Annotated in this window: 14 protein-coding genes; 5 read left to right on the plus strand and 9 right to left on the minus strand. The window is 59.3% G+C overall.

What is annotated here, in order from left to right; all coding sequences use genetic code 11:
- Window positions 1-79: 79 nt before the first annotated feature.
- The 4 genes from LOC68_RS06570 to LOC68_RS06585 form a co-directional block, all read right to left on the minus strand.
- Window positions 80-1,234, minus strand: coding sequence for an Lpg1974 family pore-forming outer membrane protein (locus LOC68_RS06570; RefSeq protein ID WP_230216975.1), 1,155 nt, complete (start codon window positions 1,232-1,234; stop codon window positions 80-82).
- Between the two features lie 337 nt (window positions 1,235-1,571).
- Window positions 1,572-2,720, minus strand: a complete 1,149-nt coding sequence (locus LOC68_RS06575; RefSeq protein ID WP_230216977.1) for a hypothetical protein — start codon at window positions 2,718-2,720, stop codon at window positions 1,572-1,574.
- Window positions 2,721-2,725: 5 nt separating this feature from the next.
- Window positions 2,726-4,120: a DUF1552 domain-containing protein gene (locus tag LOC68_RS06580; protein WP_230216979.1), complete on the minus strand. Its 1,395-nt coding sequence runs from the start codon at window positions 4,118-4,120 to the stop codon at window positions 2,726-2,728.
- Window positions 4,121-4,123: 3 nt separating this feature from the next.
- The gene (locus tag LOC68_RS06585) at window positions 4,124-6,565 is read right to left on the minus strand and encodes a DUF1592 domain-containing protein (protein WP_230216981.1); all 2,442 of its coding nucleotides are present in this window, start codon (window positions 6,563-6,565) and stop codon (window positions 4,124-4,126) included.
- A 198-nt stretch (window positions 6,566-6,763) separates the two neighbouring features.
- Between LOC68_RS06585 and LOC68_RS06590 the strand changes: the two genes are divergently transcribed.
- The 5 genes from LOC68_RS06590 to astB all read left to right on the plus strand — a co-directional run bounded on the left by LOC68_RS06590 (window position 6,764) and on the right by astB (window position 13,258).
- Window positions 6,764-7,960 (plus strand): hydrolase, encoded by a 1,197-nt coding sequence (locus LOC68_RS06590; RefSeq protein ID WP_230216983.1) that lies wholly within the window; start codon window positions 6,764-6,766, stop codon window positions 7,958-7,960.
- Window positions 7,961-8,044: 84 nt separating this feature from the next.
- A complete protein-coding gene (locus LOC68_RS06595) occupies window positions 8,045-9,439 on the plus strand; it encodes an aminotransferase class III-fold pyridoxal phosphate-dependent enzyme (protein WP_230216985.1) in 1,395 nt (464 codons plus the stop codon).
- A gap of 14 nt (window positions 9,440-9,453) precedes the next feature.
- On the plus strand, window positions 9,454-10,503 hold the full coding sequence (locus tag LOC68_RS06600; RefSeq protein WP_230216987.1) for an arginine N-succinyltransferase: 1,050 nt from the start codon (window positions 9,454-9,456) through the stop codon (window positions 10,501-10,503).
- Between the two features lie 2 nt (window positions 10,504-10,505).
- The gene (locus LOC68_RS06605; protein WP_230216989.1) at window positions 10,506-11,939 is read left to right on the plus strand and encodes a succinylglutamate-semialdehyde dehydrogenase; all 1,434 of its coding nucleotides are present in this window, start codon (window positions 10,506-10,508) and stop codon (window positions 11,937-11,939) included.
- On the plus strand, window positions 11,936-13,258 hold the full coding sequence (gene astB, locus LOC68_RS06610) for an N-succinylarginine dihydrolase (RefSeq protein WP_230216991.1): 1,323 nt from the start codon (window positions 11,936-11,938) through the stop codon (window positions 13,256-13,258). Before LOC68_RS06605 ends, astB begins: the two co-directional genes overlap by 4 nt.
- Here astB and LOC68_RS06615 read toward each other — a convergent pair.
- The 5 genes from LOC68_RS06615 to LOC68_RS06635 form a co-directional block, all read right to left on the minus strand.
- The gene (locus tag LOC68_RS06615; protein WP_230216993.1) at window positions 13,255-14,061 is read right to left on the minus strand and encodes a DUF1338 domain-containing protein; all 807 of its coding nucleotides are present in this window, start codon (window positions 14,059-14,061) and stop codon (window positions 13,255-13,257) included. The two genes, astB and LOC68_RS06615, sit on opposite strands and share 4 nt — an antisense overlap.
- 96 nt (window positions 14,062-14,157) lie before the next feature.
- Entirely contained in the window at window positions 14,158-15,408 is a 1,251-nt protein-coding gene (locus tag LOC68_RS06620; protein ID WP_230216995.1) for a substrate-binding domain-containing protein, read from the minus strand.
- Between the two features lie 53 nt (window positions 15,409-15,461).
- On the minus strand, window positions 15,462-16,676 hold the full coding sequence (locus LOC68_RS06625; RefSeq protein WP_230216997.1) for an AGE family epimerase/isomerase: 1,215 nt from the start codon (window positions 16,674-16,676) through the stop codon (window positions 15,462-15,464).
- Window positions 16,669-19,314, minus strand: a complete 2,646-nt coding sequence (locus tag LOC68_RS06630) for a sodium:solute symporter family transporter (protein WP_390623360.1) — start codon at window positions 19,312-19,314, stop codon at window positions 16,669-16,671. Before LOC68_RS06630 ends, LOC68_RS06625 begins: the two co-directional genes overlap by 8 nt.
- A gap of 24 nt (window positions 19,315-19,338) precedes the next feature.
- Entirely contained in the window at window positions 19,339-20,256 is a 918-nt protein-coding gene (locus LOC68_RS06635) for a dihydrodipicolinate synthase family protein (RefSeq protein WP_230216999.1), read from the minus strand.
- Window positions 20,257-20,286: the final 30 nt, after the last annotated feature.

Consider the following 20,286-nt stretch of genomic DNA (forward strand, 5'->3'; position numbering starts at 1 on the left):
GCATGAAAAAAACGGAACCTTCTCTTAAAAGAAGGTTCCGTTGAGTAATTTGTCGTTATTTTGCGCTTAGTGGTCGTTATTACCACACATACTCGATTTTGGCGGTCAAGCCGTCGAAAGTCATCCCGTTATTTAGACCAACAAAATTTGAGTTTTGCACTCCTTGGATCCACGCATCGGTGCTCACCGTGTTGAACCACGACTGGACGACGTAACCCGCCGTTAGTCGGAGATGATTGTTGTAACCTTGCCACCCGAAGCCGAGTTCGAGATCGAGGACCGGCACGATGCGACCGGCTTTCCAGTCGGTTTGGATTTCGAGCGGGTCGGTCGAGTCGAATTGGGTGTAGTCGCCGCGGAATTCGCCGGCCAAAAATGCCGCGTTTCCTTTGCTATAGATGAGCCACCCGCTGCAAGGAGCGTAACGCTCGGCGTCAAAGCCGAAGGTGAAACCGACGCCGTCAAAATCGAGTTCGGACTGGACGGTCGTCGTCCCGTTTACCGAAATCTCCGACTGAAACTGTTGTTGGATGCGACCATAGCGAACGCCGGCGAGCCAGTTGACCGACGCCGTTTCGGTAGCGCCCCAGATGCGGCGGTAGGTGATGTCGACCTGGTCGAAGCTGACGTCGAGCGACGCGTTGGCTTCCAAGCCGGTTGATCCGGCCGCGACGGAACCGGGATGAATGACCAGCGACGCGATCGACAGGGGAGCGTCGGTCGCCAGCGTGTCGGTGGTGTTGCTGCAGAAACCAGTGTACGAAACGCCAAGACTGGAGCGGCAATCCCACGCCGACCAGAAGCCGACCCGGAGACCGCTGCTGTAATCAGGATCGGCCACGGCGGTACGACCGAACGGCGTCGCTCCGTCCCGAATCTGAGCGTAGGCGACGTCCGCGTCGCGGGCACGCAGATAGAGGAATTCGCCGTAGCCGCCGGTGCGATGGGCCCAGCGTTGATCGCAGCAGCAAGTGTCGAAGCCGCAGGGACTGCAGCGTTGGCAATCGCAAGTGGCGGCCAGCTGCGATTCAAAGGAAACCGGTGTAACCGACGTGACCGCGTTTCCGGGCGAGTAGACGGCTGGAGCGGCTTCCGGCCATTGCAATTGGTCTACCGATTGCGGAACGGGAGGCGTCTGATTGCCGCCGTTCGGCTTGGCGAAGAAGCCAATGCCGTGCGCAGAAGAAACGGGAGCATCTTGAGCAAACGCCGGCGTCGCCAGCAACGCAGCCATTAAAACGAAAACGCTTCTCCGCATCACGCCTACCTTTGCCTAGGAGCAAAACCGTTTACCGGCAAATTGTTATTCCCAAGAGGAGATCGGAATTTGACGATTGGAAGGTCAGTCAATTCGATTCAATCGACAAGAACATTGCCGCCGGAATAACCGGATCGGGAGGACTTTGCGGATTACGGCAAGATTGCCATGTAGACGTAGCTAGCGGCGACTGCAGAACCGTCGCGACGCTGATAGCGTGGGCGCAAAAAAAGGCGCCAGGATTTCGTCTGGCGCCTGTGGGATTATCGCGTTGTTTGTCGGAACGGAATCGCCGCTTGATGAGCGGATTGCGCTATTGGCGCTCCGGCCAGAGGGTCTCTTCCTGGGGAATCGTGACCATCGGCCAACTCATCGGAAACAGGCGGACGATGCGACCCGGGCGGAAGCCTTCCAGTAATAGTTGCGGCTGGAAGCTGACTTGCATTCCGCTGCTGCCGGGGACACGATCGACGTCCTTAACGGAGACAATCGGGCCTGACTTGCGATCGTTGACTTGGTCATAACTTTGTAGGGTAGGTTCCGCGACGACGCCTTGAACCGAACCAGGGACTTTGAATTCTTCCAAAAGGTGGGGATCAACGCCGTCGAACAGAGTGACGGTTACGATCCGGTTCTGGTTGTCGACTTCGTCGATCCAGCCGGGAACGCCGCGATACTGGATATGCAAGCGGTGCTGTTCAAACTGCCGCTGACGCGCAACTTCACGGCTTTCTTCGTCGAGCCAGAGATCGGTGCAGCGGCCGATGCCGTAGAGCGTCGCCCAGGTAAGGTTGTAGAGGATCTGCTGACCCGGTTTGACGTCCTCAAGGGTGGCGAATTGTTTGCCCAGAAAAACGCGCGTCGCTGGAGTGACGTCGAGCTCAAACGTCTCTTTGTCCGCTTCGCCCGACTTGGTATCGACGCCGCGCAAGAGGAGCTTCTTCTTTTCAAGATCGATCGACTCTACGTTGAAGAGCCGCTTTTGCTCGTCATAGTAGCTGAAGTCGTCCATCAGGCGAATCGCCTTGTTGAAGGGGGACTCGATGCTCTCGCGATTGAAGTAGAACTTCGTCGCTTCCTCGTCTTTCCCCTTGGCGTAGTACCAGCCATGCAGATGGGTTCCGATCGGAATGTCGCGCAGCGCCGCGAGGGCGCCGTGATACTTGATCGAACCATACGGCAGCATGCGAAACGCGATCGGCACATCCCAGTGGTGACGACGCTGTTTGTCGGTACGCGAGACCCGAAGTTCGCCGGTGCGATGGACGTGGTCCATCTCGATCAACTCGCCGGCGAAATAGTGGGCCGAGTCCGCTGGCGGAAACTTGCCTGGCTCGATCTGAAACCAGGGCAACTTTTCGTCGTCGTTCTTATCGGTTCGATACGCCGCTTCTTCCGCCGCGACGGGGTGAGCGAAGTAGAGACCGGGAAGTAGAAACGCCAGCAGGAGTAAATATCGCACGCGACTTATCCCATGATTTCCGAAATGACGCCGTTGCTGTCGGCGAAGGAATCGACCGGAATGTCCATCTTTTGCATCATCGTCAGCAACAAGTTGCTGAGATGGGCGTCGCTGTCGACTGGACGAGAGCAGACGCCGTAGTGCCCGCGGGCGTCGGCCAGATTGTACTGACCAAGCTTCGGCAAGTTGTAGTCGACGTGCTGGCCATGCTTCAGGCCGAGACCTGATCCGCCGGCCAAGACCATCGGCAAATTCGCGTTGCCGTGGCTGTGCCCATACGCCATACCGCTGCCAAACAAGACCATGGTCCGGTCGAGCAACGTTTCGTTCTCTTCCTGATACGACTTCAGTTGGCCGATGAAGTAAGAGAGTTGCTTCGCGAGGAAGGCGTCGGTTTCGGTCAGACGACGCAATTGTTCCGGGTCGCCGTTGTGATGCGACAGTTCGTGACGCGTTTGCGCGACGCCGATTTCCGGAATCGCCAGACCGTTGCTTTCGCTGCCGCTCATGCAAGTGATGACGCGGGTCATGTCGGTCCGGATCGCCAACACCATCAGATCGTAAATGGTGCGATAGAGATCGCCGGCGTCGGTCTGCGGAATGTCCCGCGCGAGCTTTTGTTTCGTTTCGGCTGCGATCGACGGCTTCGGAATGTCGAGCCATTCGTAGGAGCGGCGCGTTCGCTTTTCGACGTCGCGGACCGCGTTCAGGTATTCGTCCAGTTTGTTACGGTCCTCCGTGCCGATCTGTTTACGGAAGCGATCGGCGTCTTCCAACAGCGTATCGAGCACGCTGCCGCGACGGCTTAGGTTCCGTTTGGCCGCATCAGCGCCGCCGGGCTCGACGCCGAACAAGCGATCGAAGATCACCTTCGGACGCCGTTCGGCCGGGAGCGGAATACCATCGCGCGACCAGGCGAGCGTGCCGCCGGTGATCGCGACTTCAAGCGACGAGAATCGTGTATGAGGCGAAGTTACTTCGGCCATCATCTGGTCGGCCGATACGCTGTTGCGGAACGCGCCCCCTTCTTGGCTGATCTTGGCGCCGGTCAGCCAGATCTTATCGCACTCGTGCGCCTGGCCGATGCCGTTGGGATGGTGGAGTCCGCTGATCGGCGTGATCTCTTGACGGTGCTCTTCCAGCGATTTGAGCGGTCCGCTCAGTTCGTAGTCGGTCCCGGCCTTTTCAATCTGCCACGTGAGCGTGTTCACACCGTTCGGGATGTAAATGAAGACCGACCGTTTCGGCTTGGCGAGCGCCGGTTCGTCTTTGACGTTTTCGGCCGCGACCATCTTGCCGGGATCCATGCAGTTCATCAGCGGCAACGCCAACGTTGCGCCGATCCCGCGCAGAACGTGACGTCGGTTGATTCTCCACCGATTGAAATTGAAGTGGCTCATGGTTCACCGTTTCTGAAATAGGTCGGAAAGTACCAGCGCTTCCACCAGATCACGCACGCGGTAATCGGCATCCTTGCTGCGAGTTGCGATCGCTTCTAAATCGGCCCGATCGTCGACCGTCATGGTTCGACGCAAGGCGTAGGTCGCCAGCTTGTTGACGACGGTCCGATTGAACGGATCCATGTCGGCCAGCAGCAACTGTTTGAATTCATGCGGCGTCGAGAACGCGCGGCCGTCCGGCAACGTCCCGCTCGCGTCGACCGGAGGATTGGCGCCGGTTCCTTGCGCGACGACTTCCTCTTCGCGCCAACGGCCGATCGCATCGAAGTTGTCGAAGGCCAGGCCGAGCGGGTCAATCTTACGATGGCATGCTGCGCAGTTCGGGTCATGCTTGTGCGCTTCGAGCTTCATCCGAATCGTCGCCTTCGGCGAATCGACCGGATTCGGTTCAATCGGATTGACGTTCGCCGGGGGCGGAGGAGGCGATTTGCCGAAGACCGACTGCAACACCCAGACGCCGCGATGGACCGGGCGATGACGCGTTCCGTCGGAGGTGAGCGACAACACCGCCGCTTGCGTCAGTAGGCCGCCTCGTTGATCTTCCGGCGGCAGCGAAACTCGTTGGTATTCGTCCGCTTCGATTCCTTCTATTCCGTAATGCATCGCCAGACGCGGATTGACCATCGTCCAGTCGGAATCGATGAACTCATGGAGCGTCAGGTTCTTGTCGAGCACTTCCTGGAAGAACGCGTACGTTTCTCCTTCCATGCTTCGTTCAAGATGCGGATCGTAGTCGGGGTAAAGTTCTTTGTTCGGCGGGAACATTCCGAGCTTGTGCAGTTGCAACCATTGCCGCGGGAAGTCGTGACTGAACTTCTCGGCTCGCTCGTCGGCGATCATCCGCTCGAACTGTTGTTTCAGAACGTCCGGTTCGCGCAGCTTCCCTTCGCGAGCCAACGCAAAGAGTTCGTCGTCCGGCATCGTGCTCCAGAGCAAGTAGGAGAGCCGCGACGCGATTTCATAGTCGTTCAATTGGGCCTGCGGTTTATCGAGATTCCCTTCGACGACGAACAGGAAGTTCTTCGAGCAAAGGATCGCCAGCATCCCGGTCTTCATCGCCTGGCGCAAATCTGCGCCTGCCGCGATTTCGCTTTCGACGATCTGGTAGTAGCGTTCGACTTCGGCCGTTTCGGCAGGTCGGCGGAACGCCGCTTCGCAGAGTCGTGCGACGCAGGCCTTCGCTTGTTCCATGTTTCCGTCTTCGTCCGGCATAAAGCGAGCCCGTTTGGCGACGAGCGCGTCCGGCTCCAGCGGTCCTTCCCACTCGATCCAGTCGATGATCAGGAAGGGATAGAGGGGCAAGCCTTCTTCATCAGTCAGCTTGATCTGCCACGGAATGCGGCCATCCTGCAAACTGAAGAAGGGGCGAGAGCCGCTACGTCCCGATCGCGGCAAGTTCGACGGGCCAGGGACGTCGTTGGTCACCTTGAACGTATGCCCGCCGGCCGGCAAATCGGCCAGAAACTCGACGACGACCGGCTGCTCTTCCGGCGCCAGAATATCTTGCTCAAACAACAAGCGATCAATCTTGTCGGCGTAGAAGGTCAAGTGCGGGGCGCGACCACCTTTCGGCTTCATTCCGCTGACCTGAATGCGGACTTTGAACAAGCCGCCGTTCTTCAGCATGTCTCCCTCGGGACCAGGACGTCCCCCTTGGATCTCGTGACCGGGCCACATATCGACGCGAACCTTGTCGACGAGCCCGCTCGCCTCGAGTTCTTTGACGACTTCGCCGCTTGGTCCGCCGCGAAGCTTGAGCGCATTTTTGCGAACGACCTGCGTTTGAACCGGTCGCGTCGGATACGCTTCCTCTAAGATTCGCTCGGCGGCGCTATAATACTTTTCAATATGAGATGCGGAGAGGGAAAGGACCGAACCGATTCGCTCGAAGCCGTGCCACTCCGGCTCTTCGTTGAGTCCGCTGGGATCGGAAACGCCGAACTGCACGCCAAACAAATCGTCAACCGTATTGGCGTACTCGTCGCGCGTCAGACGGTGGAACGAAACCGGTTGTTTCTGGGCGAGGCGAGCGGTGCGACCTTCTTCGATGCGGGTTGCCAACCACTCGACGATTTCGGCGTTCTGCTGGGCGGTCGGCAGTTCCGGTTCATCCTCCGGAGGCATCTCGCCGTTGTTGATTTTTTCGATGACTTCCAGCCAACGATTCACCGAAGGCCCATCGCCGACATCTTTGGAAAGCGTATCGACGCGGAAGTCTCCTTCCTGCAATTCGGCGCCGTGACAGCGGACGCAGTTTTTGATCAGGTACGGCTCAATCGCTTCCCCGAAAGGAGCGTGATTGGGCGATTCCGCATACGTGAACTGGGCGTTCGCGCACCCCCAGAGTATCAGCGCAAAGACGAACTGCTGAGTCAGTCGCGGCATGAGATTTTGTGGGATAAATTGGCGGGAGAAAAACGGGGGCGAGAAGGTTGGTTATAGTCCGTTTGAAGGAGCCGAGTCAAGGATTTTATGTAATCCGAACTCTTGCGAAGGAGTTTCGATTTGTTAATGGGAAGATAGGCTCCTTATAGTTTGTGTGCTATATTGTTATGGGGTGAGGGCATCAGGCGGAGATTGGTCATGGACCCAGCTATCGCGTGGATCGACTCGCAGCAAACGGCGATGGAGCGGCTGCTCATCGACTGGGCGTCGATTAACACCGGCACGTTCCATCTAGCCGGAGTGCAGCGCCTTGTTGACGAAGTTGCCGGTCAGTTTGAACCGATCGCGGAAAGTATTCTGCGGCTGCCGCTGGCCAGTCATCACGAAACCAATGCCCGCGGCGAAGCGATCGAAATGCCGCTGGGAGACGCGCTGGTGATCACGCGTCGCAGCGACGCTCCGCTGCAAGCGGTATTGGCGATCCATCTTGATACGGTCTATCCGGTCGATTCGCCGTTTCAGGCGGTTATTTGTTCGGATGAGCGAATCGAGGGCCCCGGCGTCGCCGACGCCAAAGGAGGTTTGGTCGTACTTCTCTACGCACTGCTGGCCTTCGAACACTACGTCGCAGCGACCGGCGATCAGCGACTCGGTTGGCGCGTGATTTTGAACAGTGACGAAGAGATAGGCTCTCCTTGCTCGGCCGACGTTTTCGCCAAGTATGCGGTTGGCGCTGACTTTGGCCTGGTCTACGAGCCGAGCTTGCCCAGCGGCAATCTGGTTGGCGAGCGGGGAGGCTCCGGCAATTTCGCGATCGTCGCGCGGGGAAAATCGGCACATGCGGGGCGTGAGTTCGCCGCGGGACGTAACGCCGTGATCGCCGCTGCGGAGGTCGCCCGCGAGTTGCATTCACTCAACGGACGCTGGCCCGGCGTTACGATCAACGTCGCGCGGATCGATGGCGGTTCACCTTACAACGTGGTCCCGGACGTGGCGATCGTCCGTTTCAACGTCCGTTACCCGAAGCCAGAATTGGAAGCGGAAATCTCCACAGCGATCGATCAGATTGTCGCTGGCGCTGCGGAAGGAATCACATTGACGCGGGAAGGAAGATTCTCGGCGCCGCCGAAGCTGTTTGACCCGCAATACCAGACGTTGTTGCGACAAGTCCGCGACTGTGGATTGCATCTAGGGCTCGACCTGGCGTGGGAGCGATCTGGCGGGGTCTGCGACGGCAATCGTTTGGCGGCGCTCGGCGTGCCGAACGTCGACACGCTTGGCGTTCGGGGCGGCAATATCCACTCGACTGAGGAGTTCATGTGGCGCGCCAGTCTGGCCGAGCGCGCCAAACTTTCGGCCAGTTTCCTAATTACCAAGAGTCTTGCCGGGAAATAGGCGAACTTCCCGCGATAACATTTCCACCTCTTTTCGGAGCAATACGTATAATTAATTGATAGTCAGCGTATAGGAGTCGATGGAATGGACGAGCCGAAGTTGACCGCGGATTTGTTGAAAGCGGACTGGAGAGTCGTGAAAGCGAAACGACTCCTCCGCGAGGCGCTCGCCGAACATTCCGAGAACCTGACGCGTCGCGATCCATCGCCAGAGCTAGAAGCGGACTATGCGGCGGCGCTGGAGCAGTTCGCCCAGTTGCGTGGCAATCCTCTCTACTTTCCCTTTCTCGGCAGCGGAGTCGGCCGCGGCAGTTTGGTCGAACTAGCCGACGGCAGCGTCAAGTACGACATGATCTCCGGGATCGGCGTCCATGTTTGCGGGCATAGCATGCCGGAACTGGTTGACGTGCTTACCGACGCGGTGATTGCAGATACCGTGATGCAGGGGAACTTGCAGCAGAATCGCGAGTCGCTGGAAGTGAGCGAGCGACTTGTCGCACTGGCCCGGCAGCAAGGCGCCCCGCTCGATCACTGTTTTCTAACTTCTAGCGGCGCGATGGCGAATGAGAACGCGCTGAAGATCTTGTTTCAGTATCGCCCGGGTTCGCACCGGATTTTGGCGTTCGATAACGCGTTCGCCGGACGTTCGCTCGTCTTGTCGCAAATTACCGATCGCCCGCAATATCGAGCCGGGCTGCCGGCCACCATCCCGGTCGACTTCGTGCCGTTCTTTGATCCCGATCACGCCGAAGTAAGCCAGCACGACGCGGTCGCGGCGCTCCACATGTATCTGTCGCGTTATCCCGGCGCCCATTGCGGTTTCATGATGGAACTCGTGCAAGGGGAAGGAGGCTACCGAACGGCGCCTCATTCGTTCTTCGCGGCGCTGTGCCAAGAGCTGCGTCAGGCTGGCGTCCCGATTTACTTTGACGAGATCCAGACCTTCGGCCGCACCCTGGCGCCGTTCGCCTATCAGATGCTTGAGCTGGATCAATATGCCGACATCGTCACGGTTGGCAAAATGACCCAGGTCTGCGCGACGTTGTTTGGCAATGCGATGAATCCGAAGCCGGGTCTGTTGAGTCAAACTTTTACCGCGTCGACGACGGCGCTGATCGCGGCGAAGTTCATTTTGCACAAGCTGGAACATGGCGGCTTCTACGGGCCCGATGGCCGCAACGCCCAGATTCACCGCCGGTTCTGTATCCGATTCGAAAAGCTCCATCGACAACATCCCGAACTGATTCGCGGCCCTTGGGGCGTCGGTGGGATGGTTGCATTTACGGCGCTCGACGGTTCGCCTACCGTCTCGAAACGGGTGTTGACCGAACTCTTCTCGGCCGGCGTGATCGCGTTCGCCGCCGGATCGGATCCGACTCGCATTCGATTTCTGCCGTCTCTGTTGGCGGTGACCGACGATGAGATCGATTCGGTTTGCGATATCCTGGAGCAAACCCTCCTCCGTCTTCACGAGGAATAAGGTGGGAGCCCTGTATGAGCGAAGTTCCGCTGCTTGTGGTGCGTCCGGTACGGATCGAAGATCTGGGGCAACTTAACGCGTTGGCTCATTTGACGGCGACCGGACTGACGACGCTGCCTCGCGATGAGTCGCTGATGGAAAAACGCGTAAAGCAAGCGGTGCGGACCTTCTCGCAAATGGAGGACGACTCGGCCCAGCACGAGCTGTTTCTCTTCGTGATGGAAGAGAAGCCGAGCGGGCAGATCGTCGGCACCTGCGGTATCGTACCGAAGGTAGGAGGTTTCAAGCCGTTCTACGCCTATCGATTGGGGACGGACGTTCACGAGTCGGAAACGCTGAAATTACGCTACGAACACAAGGTTCTACATCTGCTCCGCGAGCATGATGGACCGACCGAGATCGGCAGCCTGTTCTTGCGGAGCGAATATCGCGGGGGTGGAACGGGACGCGTGTTGTCCCTTTGCCGCTTTCTCTTCATGGCGAATCATCCCTCCTTGTTTGAGTCGGAAGTCATTGCCGAATTGCGAGGAGTGATCGACGACGACGGCGTCAGTCCGTTTTGGGAGGCGCTGGGGCATCACTTCTTTGGAATCGATTTTCCTAACGCCGACATGCTAAGCCTTTACAACAAAGAGTTCATCGAAAAGCTGATGCCGCGGCACCCGATTTACGTCACGCTCCTTCCCAAAGAGGCGCAAGCGTCGATCGGCGAAGTCCACCGACTGACGGCGCCGGCACGACGACTGTTGGAAGGAGAAGGTTTGCGGTGGTACGACTTGGTCGATATCTTTGAAGCGGGGCCGATCTTGCAGTGCAAGCGGGAGGAGATCCGCGCGGTCCGGGAAAGTCGCGTTGACGTGATCGCCGCGATCGATGATCACCCCGACGGGATGGGACCGTATCGCAAATGCATCGCGACGACGGTTGGCAAGTCGTTTCTTGCCGCCGGCGGTTTGCTTTACCTGCGTGAAGACGGCTTGGTGCTGGAGAAGTCGCTGGCCGCGGCGCTCGAAGTGCAGCCAGGCGAATCGGTCCGATACGTCGATCTGCGAGCGGAGGCGTAACTATGTTATTCATCGATGGCAAATGGAGACTCGGAGAGGGAGAGCCGTTCACGTCGACCAATCCGGCGAACGACCAAACGGTCTGGCGCGGCGCCGCAGCGAGTGCGGCGGATGTCGGCGAAGCGTTTGCCGCCGCCAAGAGTGCGCTCTCCGCGTGGAGCGTGAAGTCGGTCGAAGAACGCTCTCATGTGCTACGTGCCTTTGCCGAGGTTGTCCGGCTCAAACGCGACGAGTTGGCGGCGGCGATCTCCGCCGAAGTTGGCAAGCCGCGGTGGGACGCTGCGTCGGAAGTCGACGCGACGATCGGCAAGATCGACGTGACGATCGACGCCCATTTGCGTCGTCGCGCCGTCGAGACGATTGACTTGAAGGGACGCTTAGGGCGAACTTGGTATCGCCCTCTCGGCGTGGTCGCCGTTTACGGCCCTTTCAATTTTCCGGCGCATATCGCCAACGGTCAGATCGTGCCAGCGCTGTTGGCCGGCAACAGCGTTCTATTCAAGCCGAGCGAATTGACGCCGCACGTCGCGGAGTTGATGACGAAGTATTGGGGAGACGCCGGTTTGCCCCCGGGCGTTTTGAATCTGTTGCAAGGCGCGGCGCCGACTGGACGCTTAATCGCGGAACACCCTGACCTACGCGGACTCTTCTTCACCGGCAGTTTGCCGACTGGATTGAAACTGCGCGAGACGCTGGTTCATCGCCCCGAAGTTTTGCTGGCGCTGGAACTTGGGGGCAACAATCCGCTGGTGGTGATGGAACCCGATCAGAGCCTTGCGTCGCTCGATCAAGTTATTCAATCGGCGTTCATCACCTCGGGACAGCGGTGCACCTGCGTGCGGCGACTGATCCTGGTTGGAGAATGCGAACGTTTTCTCGCAGCGCTGCGTGAACAGACGGCGCAGATCGTCGTCAATTCGGCCGATGCGAATCCGGAGCCGTTCATGGGGCCGCTGATTCACGCGGCGGCGGTCAATCGGATCTTGTCGGAACAGCGGCGACTTGTCGAAGGGGGAGCCGTCGCCGTGCTGCCGAGCAAACGCTTGGCCGAAGGAGCCGCGTTTCTCTCGCCAGGGCTGATTGATGTGACGTCGTGCAAATCGCGCTCGGACGAGGAGATGTTCGGTCCACTGTTGCAAGTAATCCGCGTTGACGATTTTGACGCGGCGATTGCCGAAGCGAACGATACTCGGTTTGGGCTCGTCGCCGGATTGCTGGGCGGGGATCGCGAAGACTTTGAACGGTTCCGGCGGGAAGTGTCGGCCGGGTTGGTCAACTGGAACGTACCCACCACCGGTGCCAGCGGGCGACTTCCGTTTGGCGGGATTGGTTGGAGCGGCAACTATCGCCCGGCCGGTTATTTCGCGACAGATTTTTGCAGCGTTCCCGTTGCGGGACTCGCCCCGTCTGACGATCTGCCGAGGAGCGACGCGTGACGGTCGCCGGGGAAGTCAACTTCGACGGTCTCCTGGGGCCGACGCATCACTTTGGCGGGCTCTCGGCTGGCAACATCGCTTCCCTTTCGCACCGCCATCAAACTTCGTCCCCGCGTCGTGCGGCGCTCGAAGGATTGGAGAAGATGCGGCGCGTGGCTGAACTGGGAGTCACGCAAGCGATCTTTCCGCCCCAGCGTCGTCCTCATTGGGAGGTCTTGCGTGAACAAGGATTCTCGGGCGACCGCCGCGCATTGATCGAAGCCGTGGCGGAGCAGCGCCCAGAATTATTGAGCGTTGCTTACAGTGCATCGGCGATGTGGGCCGCCAACGCGGCGACCGTTTCGCCCAGCGCGGATACGGCCGACGGACGAGTCCACCTGACGCCGGCCAATTTGCGCACGATGCCGCATCGGCGGATCGAAGCGGCGCAGACGACCCAGTTGTTGCGTGAGATCTTCGCCGACGAGCGACTTTTTGTCGTGCATGATCCGTTGCCTGACCAGGCGAAATTCAGCGACGAAGGAGCCGCGAATCATACGCGACTCTGCAACAGTCACTCGCAGCAGGGAGTCGAATTTTTCGTCTATGGTCGCGGCGGCGAAACGGAGGAATCGGACGGACGTTTCCCTGCCCGCCAGACGCGGATGGCTGCGGAATGGATCACCCAGCAGCATCAACTTTGGCCCGAGCGGACCGTGCTGGCTCAGCAAAGTCGCAGGGCGATCGACGCCGGCGTCTTTCACAACGACGTGATCGCCGTTGGGAACGAGTCAGTTCACCTGGTGCACGAATATGCGTTCGCAGATCAAATCGTCACGCTGAAGGAGTTGGAGCAAAAGTTCGACGGCGAGCTGACGACGCTGGTCATTTCCGATCAAGAGTTGCCGCTTGAGGAAGCGGTTCGCACTTATTTTTTCAACAGCCAACTCCTGACGATACCGGACGGGACGATGACGCTCGTTTGCCCGGCCGAGTGCGAACGCTCCGACGCAGCGCGGAAAGTGATTGACCGTCTGCTACGGGACGCGAATCCGATTCAGCGGTGCGAGTTTGTCGATGTGCGCGAAAGCATGCACAACGGCGGCGGGCCAGCTTGTTTGCGACTGCGGGTGGTGCTGACGCCGGAAGAGTTGGCGGCGATTCCCCCGGTGATTCTCTGGACGCCGGAGTTGCATGAGCGGCTCCGCAACTGGATCGAGAGTTACTATCGGGACGAACTCTCCATCGCCGATCTGGCGGATCCAATCCTGGCGGACGAAGCGGAGCGGGCGCTCGACGAACTGGGGCGCCTGCTCGGGAACGAACGGCTGGTCGCTTAGCTGCGGCTGTCGGTGCTCTGAAAAATCTTGTCGGCGCTCTTGGCGACGAAGCCGGAGAAGAGCTCGCCGTTTGGCAGCGGGTAACGACGCGCGAATTCAAAGTAGCAACCGGGGACCGCATGAACGCCGTCGGTGAACTCGACATTGACCGTGGACGCCAGGGTCGACGATTGTTCGAGGAAGACTTCCGGCGAACCTTTGACGGCGCCCCCTTCGGCGTTCAGCTCAAAGCCTTTTTCCACCAGCAGCGAATTCAACTCTTGGAGCGACGCGACTGACTTTAACGCGTTGACGAAGACGGTGAAGTGATTCGCGCAAAAGCCGTGAGCGGCCATCCAAGCGGCGTACTCGCTGACGTCGCGGAGCAGCTTCCAATCTTCGTACGACGAACGCCAAGGTCGAGCGGCGATGCAGAGAGGATGATCGTCGTTGATCGCGTGGGTATCAACTTGATCGATCAGCCGCTCTACCGTTTTTCGCACCGGGGCGTCGAACTTCTCCAAAAGCAGCTCGCTGATAAAGATCTTCGGCATCTCCGGATCGGGATGCTCAAAGTGCTGCGCATAGAGCTTCTTCTCTTCGAATTGGTATTCGTCCCCGACGACGTATCCGCCGGCCACGAACGGCTTGGCGAGAACCGAGACGCCGATTCGCGGATCGTTGAACGTGCGAAACGCGATATGGTCGTTTTGCAGGCGATCGCCGCGCTCGGCGAGCAGATCGACGATCTGCCCCGCTTGCGGATTCATGTCGCGAAACTTTAACCACAGAATATCGATCAGTTCGAGGACGGGAATCGACATGCGAATTCTCCGCGGTTCCAGGGTGGGACGTGTAAGGACGTGCTGATCCCAAATTGTACGGCGCAGATGGCGCCGCGGCGAATTGCTAGCGCGCAATTAACCTTTGCGGTAGTCGGCTGGGGTGACGCCGGTATGTTCGCGAAAGGCGCGAATGAAGCCGCTGGTGCTGTCAAAACCGCTCCGGATGGCGACATCGACGATGCTAAGCGGAGTCGACGTAAGCAAATGCTGGGCATGACGCATGCGGGACAGCCGGATCTCGTGGGCGATCGAATGGCCGATCGCGTTCTTGAACCGCTTTTCAAGCGTTTTGCGACCGAGCTGCAAATGGTCAACCACGTCAGTCACCGTGATCGGCCGATGACAGCGATCACGTATGAATTCGATCGCCGCAACGACGTCGGCGTCTTCCAGGGCGAGAAACTGCGACGAGCGGCGGACGATTAGCTGTCCCGGCGGGACGAGAATTGGTCCCGCCGGCAGCTCGGCGCCTTCGATCAACTGATCGACCAGCTGAGCGGCGAGATAGCCGATCCGCTCCGAGTTCTGAGCGACGCTCGAAAGTTGCGGCGTCGTCGTTTCGCAGATCAAACGGTAATCGTTGACCCCGATCACCGAAACGCTATGCGGTACCGAACGGCCGATCGCCTTACAGGCTTCGACAATCTCGTGGGCGAACTCATCATGGCACGATCCGACGCCACAAGGTTCCGGCAACTGTTCGATCGCGTGTTGCAGCGCTCCTTGGTGAACCTGGCGGTTGATGGTTTCGAGCGACGTCTCCGACTCGAAAGCGATATCGATCGATGCGGCGTCGAAACCGCTTTCCGCCAATCGCTGGCGAAAGCCTTCTTGCCGCATTCGATTGTGATGCCAAGCGAAATGCCCGACGAAGGCGAAGTTACGGAGGCCGAGAGTTAGCAAATGCTCGGCCAGTCGCCGCCCGAGTTCGAAGTTGTCGGAATGGACGACCGGAACGCCGGCTTCCGGCTCGGCATGGAGCGTGAGATTTACGAACGGCATTCCTAGGCTCTTCAGGAAGTCGATTCGCCCCTGACTTTCGGCGTAGGCGATGATCCCTTCGGCGGCGACTTTATCGAGCAGCTCGATCGGAACGTACGGAATTGCGGCCCGCTTAGTAATCTGAATGCGCCCCGTTTCGGCCGCATATTGCATGACGCCCCGGATCATCCGCACTTGATTGTCGGAACTCGGCACGACGGCGAGCGTAATCTTGTGCGGCATACCGGTGAGCGGAACGATTTTGGAAAACTGCCGCCGATCGCGCCACGGAGGTTCATCCCGCGAAGCGTCGTCATGCAGGCCAGAGTTGGCGCGCCAATCCACGAGAGGTGTTGACCTTGTCAAGTTAAGGGACATCGGCTCAGCTGGCAAGTCGCTTACGTGGCGACTTGCCCTAGCGCGGCCTGACGATCGGCGGCCGAGGCGCCTCTGTCGAGCAGTTTCCAGCAGATCAGCTGCATGCGGGGAAGGTGGAAGGGACCTTTCCAAAGATTGCCTTTGAGCGGAGTGCTGATTCGCCCATCGCGATGAAGGTAGCCGTACCACTCCCCATGTTCCGGATCGGGGAAGTGGCGGTACGCCCAGTCATGAATCTGCTGGTGCATCGCGGCGTACTTCTCGTCGCCGGTCAATTGGTACGCCATCAGGGTGGCGATGATCGTTTCGTTTTGCGGCCACCAGAACTTCATGTCGTGCCAGTATTCCTGCACTGGCAAACCATAGAGATCGACGAAGTAGAGGAGCCCGCCGTACTCTTCGTCCCACCCCCGTTTCCACATCCAATCGAGGATCCGGCAGCCGAGCTGCACCAGCGACGCGTCCCCCCGGTATTCTCCTTCCTGCATCACAAACCAGGCCGCTTCGATCGCATGTCCTGGATTGAGCGTTCGTCCATCGAAGTGATTGAGGACCTCCCCCTCCAGGCCAACGGTCTCCATCACGCACTCCAGCTTTTCCTTGACGTGATAGGTGCGGATGGCGTCGATGCTGCGGTCGATCCACTCGTTCGCCTCTTCCAGGCCGATCGACTCGCGCAGCTCTTGCGCCGTGTTGATCGTGATCATCGGGAAGCCGATCCCGCGCGTCGGGCGGACGTCGGTGAATTTGGGGGTCACTCCTTGCGGATTCAGATTGTGCTGGATGAAGCGATGAAAGAGTGCGCGGGCCTTGGTTGCGTATTCGTCGCTGCCGGTCGCCTTGGCGTACTGGGCGAAGGCGATCGCCGCGAACGATTCGCTGAAGGCGTAGCGGCGTTTGCGGATCGGGGCGCCTTCGCGCGTGACGTGAAACCACATGCGACCGTCGGCGGAATCAAAGCAGTGTCGCTCGATAAACTGAATGGTTTGCTCCGCTTGCTGGAGCCATTCCTCGCGTCGCTCGACCTGGTTGTACAGCTTTCCCATGAGCCAGGCGAAACGCCCCTGTTGCCAGACTCCCTTGTCGGTGTCGAGAAGCGAACCGTCTCGATTGACCGCGGTCATGATCCCGCCGTACTGCCGGTCGACGGCATGCCGCAGCCAATACGGGACGACATTTTGCAGCAATCCGTCTCGATAAAGTGAGAGCAATTCCGAGCGACGCGCATCATTCATAAGCGGGCGATTCCGGGACCGGCGGACCATCGTCATAGATCGTCAGGCCGGCGAGATTCTTACTGGTTTGAGGAACGAGCGAACTGGCGAAGTAGCCAACGACAAAGCAAACGGTAATGCCGATGGCGGTGAAGAGATACCCGCTGACGCTGGAGTATCGCCACAAGGCGAACATTACCGCAGCGCCAACCAACGCGCCGATCATGGCGCCTGCTTCGTTGGCGCGGCGCGTCAATGCTCCCAACAGGAACAAGCCGCCGAGCACGCCCATGAAAAGGCCGATCACTTGGATGAACGCGTCGAACAGGGAGCGAATCGATGGGTCAGCAAAGACCAGCCCCAGCGCCGTTCCCACGATGCCGATCAACAACGTGCAAATCCGCGCGGCGTTCAGATAGCCATGTTCGGTGCGGCAAGCGTTTAGCGGTTTTAAAAAGTCAGTGACGATCGTCGTGGCGGTCGAGTTCATGCTGGTCGAAACGGTTGACTGCGCCGCGGCGAAGATGCCGGCTACGATCAAGCCGGCGAGTCCAGCCGGAATCTCGCGAGCAATAAACAGCGGAAAGATCTGATCAGTGGTGATCGTCGGGTCGAGCTTCTCAGGATGGCTTTGGTAGAACGCATGGAGCGCGGTCCCGATGCCGAAGAAGAGGAGCGTCGCGGGAACCGAGAGGACGGCGTTGGTCCAAATCGACCGTGCGGCGAGCGTCTGCGTTGGCGTCGTCATGTAACGCTGCACCACCGCCTGATCGGCGGTGTAGGAGGAAATGTTTTGGGCGATCGCGCCGACTACGACGACCCAGAGTGCGGTTTGCGTGGCAGTGGCGTCCCAGTGAAGGTGCGCCAGATTAAACTTACTTTCCGCGGTAGCGACCGAAAGAAACCCGTTCATGCCGCCGTCGACGCCGGAGATCAACAAGCTGATCGCCAGGATCGCTCCGCCGAGCAGCACGAAGGTTTGAATCGTGTCGGTCCAAATGACCGCTTCGATCCCGCCCATCGTGCAGTAGAGAATGCTAAGTACCCCCATCAGCAGTACCGACTGCATCGGCGTCAGCGGCGTAGCGATCGCCAAGGCCAAGCCGGTCAACGACATCACTACCCCCATCCGAAACGTATGGAACAGCGCGAAGCTGGCGCTGGCGAACATTCGCACGGAGGAGCCAAACCGCTTTTCCAGGTATTCGTACGCACTGGTCGCGTCGATGCGGCGAAAGAAGGGGAGGGCGCCGTAGACCGCCAGAATTGCGACCAGCGGAATCGTGAAATTGCCGATGGCAAACGCCCAGTCTTGCGCGTACGCCTTCGAGGGAATGCCGGTGAAGGTCAACGAACTGAGCATCGTGGCGAAGATGCTGCACCCGGCCGCCCACCACGGAATCCGCATCCCACCGCGGAAGAAGTCGTCAGTGTTCTTGTTGAGCCGCGCGAAATAAACGCCGACGCCGACCATCGCCGCCAGGTAGGCGAAGAGGACGAAGTAATTGAGCATGCCGAAGCTTTTGGCTGACGGAATCGACGTGATTCGCCAGACGTGCGGCGAACGAACCCGCGGCCGAACTTCGCCGCTCGGCACGATGATCGCGTCTCCCCAACGAACGGCGGTTGTCGTGACAAGGTTCTCCGGCGTGCTGCCGGCCGAAGACCAGGTATCGGTGATCGTGTGATAACAGAGGGCCTCGCGAGGAAAACCCGGATGCTCGTCTTTCAACACGTCCGACTTGTCGAAGTTGCTTTCGTCCGCGCCCCCCACGACCAGGATATGACTTTGCCCGCTGCCGACCGCTTCCCCTGCCATGATGACGCGGGGAGCGTCGGCACGCTGTTTCCATTCGCCGGCGATCGGTTCGAACCGCCAAACGTCGCGCAGAAATTGCGTCTTTCCTTCTTCCTGACGTCGTCCGCCGATCACGTACAAGCAGTTGCGGAACCCATCATGCTGCGCCGCAACCAAAGCGAACGCACGCGTCGGTCCAGGAAGCGCCGGAAGCGAACGCCAGGCGTCCGCTTCGCCCGACTGCAACTTCGCTAGGTCGATCGCCCAGAGTTTGTTTGTGGCGCTGTCGAGTCCTAGCCCTTCCTGGCCGCAGGCGACGTAAACCGTCTTGTCGATCAGCGCGGCCTGAACGTAAGAGCAGGGGACCGGCAGCGGTGCGCAAGAAGTGGTTGTAATCTTTTCGCCGTCCCAGCCTAGTAAGAAGGTATCGCTATACGTCCGCTGCGCGTCATTGCCGCCGATGCACAGCACGCCGTCAGGCGTCGAAACGCTGGCGCCGTAAGCGATCGGCCGCGGCAGTTTTCCCCCGTCGCGCCAGACGTACTCTCCCTCTTGCTGAGTCAGCACATGAATTTGATCGACCCACTGCTTGTCGTTTTCCCACACTGGCCGGGGAAAGTTCGCGCCGCCGGCGACGATCAACGCGTTGTTGCTAACGCCGGCGAAGGGACCAGCGACGCCCAGTTCGTTCGGCAGCGGCGGCAGTTCGTTCCACTCTAGCCAGTTTCTATCTTCCGCCATGCAGGGAGAGAGCAACGCGAAGAGCAGGAGGACGGCAAGCGACAATCGGCGCGAATTCAAATTCGGGGCAAGCAAGTTCGGCACGCTAGGTTGACTCCGGTGGGGTCGCGCCCAGATCAGGCGTTGGCCTGAAGGGGCAAGCGACTATCGAGTGACGAACCCCTCGAAAAAGCCGACCTGACAGAGCAATTCACGCAGGCGAATCTTTTCGTCCGGCGTGAGTGCGCGTTGCGGTAGGCGACAGTCGCCGAAGTCATAGCCGAGCATTCCCAGAATCGCTTTCATCGCCGAATGGAACGGGAAGGTTCCGATGGCGTTGATCATTTCGATCGCTTGATTCTGCAAAGCGCGGGCTTCGTTCCAGTCGCCCGCCTCAAATGCTGCGATGATCTGGTGGTAGAGAGGGGCGGCGATATTATACGTGCTGCCGATTGCGCCCGTCGACCCAGAAGCGAGCGCGCCGAGCAACATCTCGTCGCAGCCCCAAACGACGTCAAATCGCTCGTTTTGCAGCTTCAAGCATTGTTGGAATTCATGCAGTTTGGTGTCGGTATATTTCAGTCCGACCAGATTTGGAATCTGCTGGCCGCCCAGTTGCATGAACTGCGCGATGTCGATCGACGAGCCGGTCAGGACCGGAATGTGATAGTAGTAGAAGGGGAGATTCGGCGCTCCGCCGGCGATTTCCCGCATGCAGTCGACCAACAGTTGGGCCGATTGGACCTTGAAGTAGGAGGGGCACGTGGCCGAAACCGCATCGGCGCCAATCGCCTGCGCGTGGGCGGCCAATTGTTTCGCTTCCACGACGCTGTTGTGCCCGACCTGGATAATCACCGGCAAACGACCATCGGCCGCTTGCACATAGCTTTCGGCAACCAGCCGACGTTCTGCGCTGGTGAGCGACATCCCTTCGCCGGTGCTGCCGCAGACGTAAAGTCCGCTGACGCCGGCGGCAATCAAGTGCTCCACCATCTGCGGCGTTTGCTCTAAGCGAAGCTGGCCGACTGCGTCAAAAGGGGTATAGGTCGCGGCGATCAGGCCGGTCAATCGTTTGGCGTTCAAAGTGGGGTGCTCCTGAGGCGGCGTCTATAT

The sequence above is a fragment of the Blastopirellula sediminis genome (genome assembly GCF_020966755.1).
GTDB lineage: Bacteria > Planctomycetota > Planctomycetia > Pirellulales > Pirellulaceae > Blastopirellula > Blastopirellula sediminis.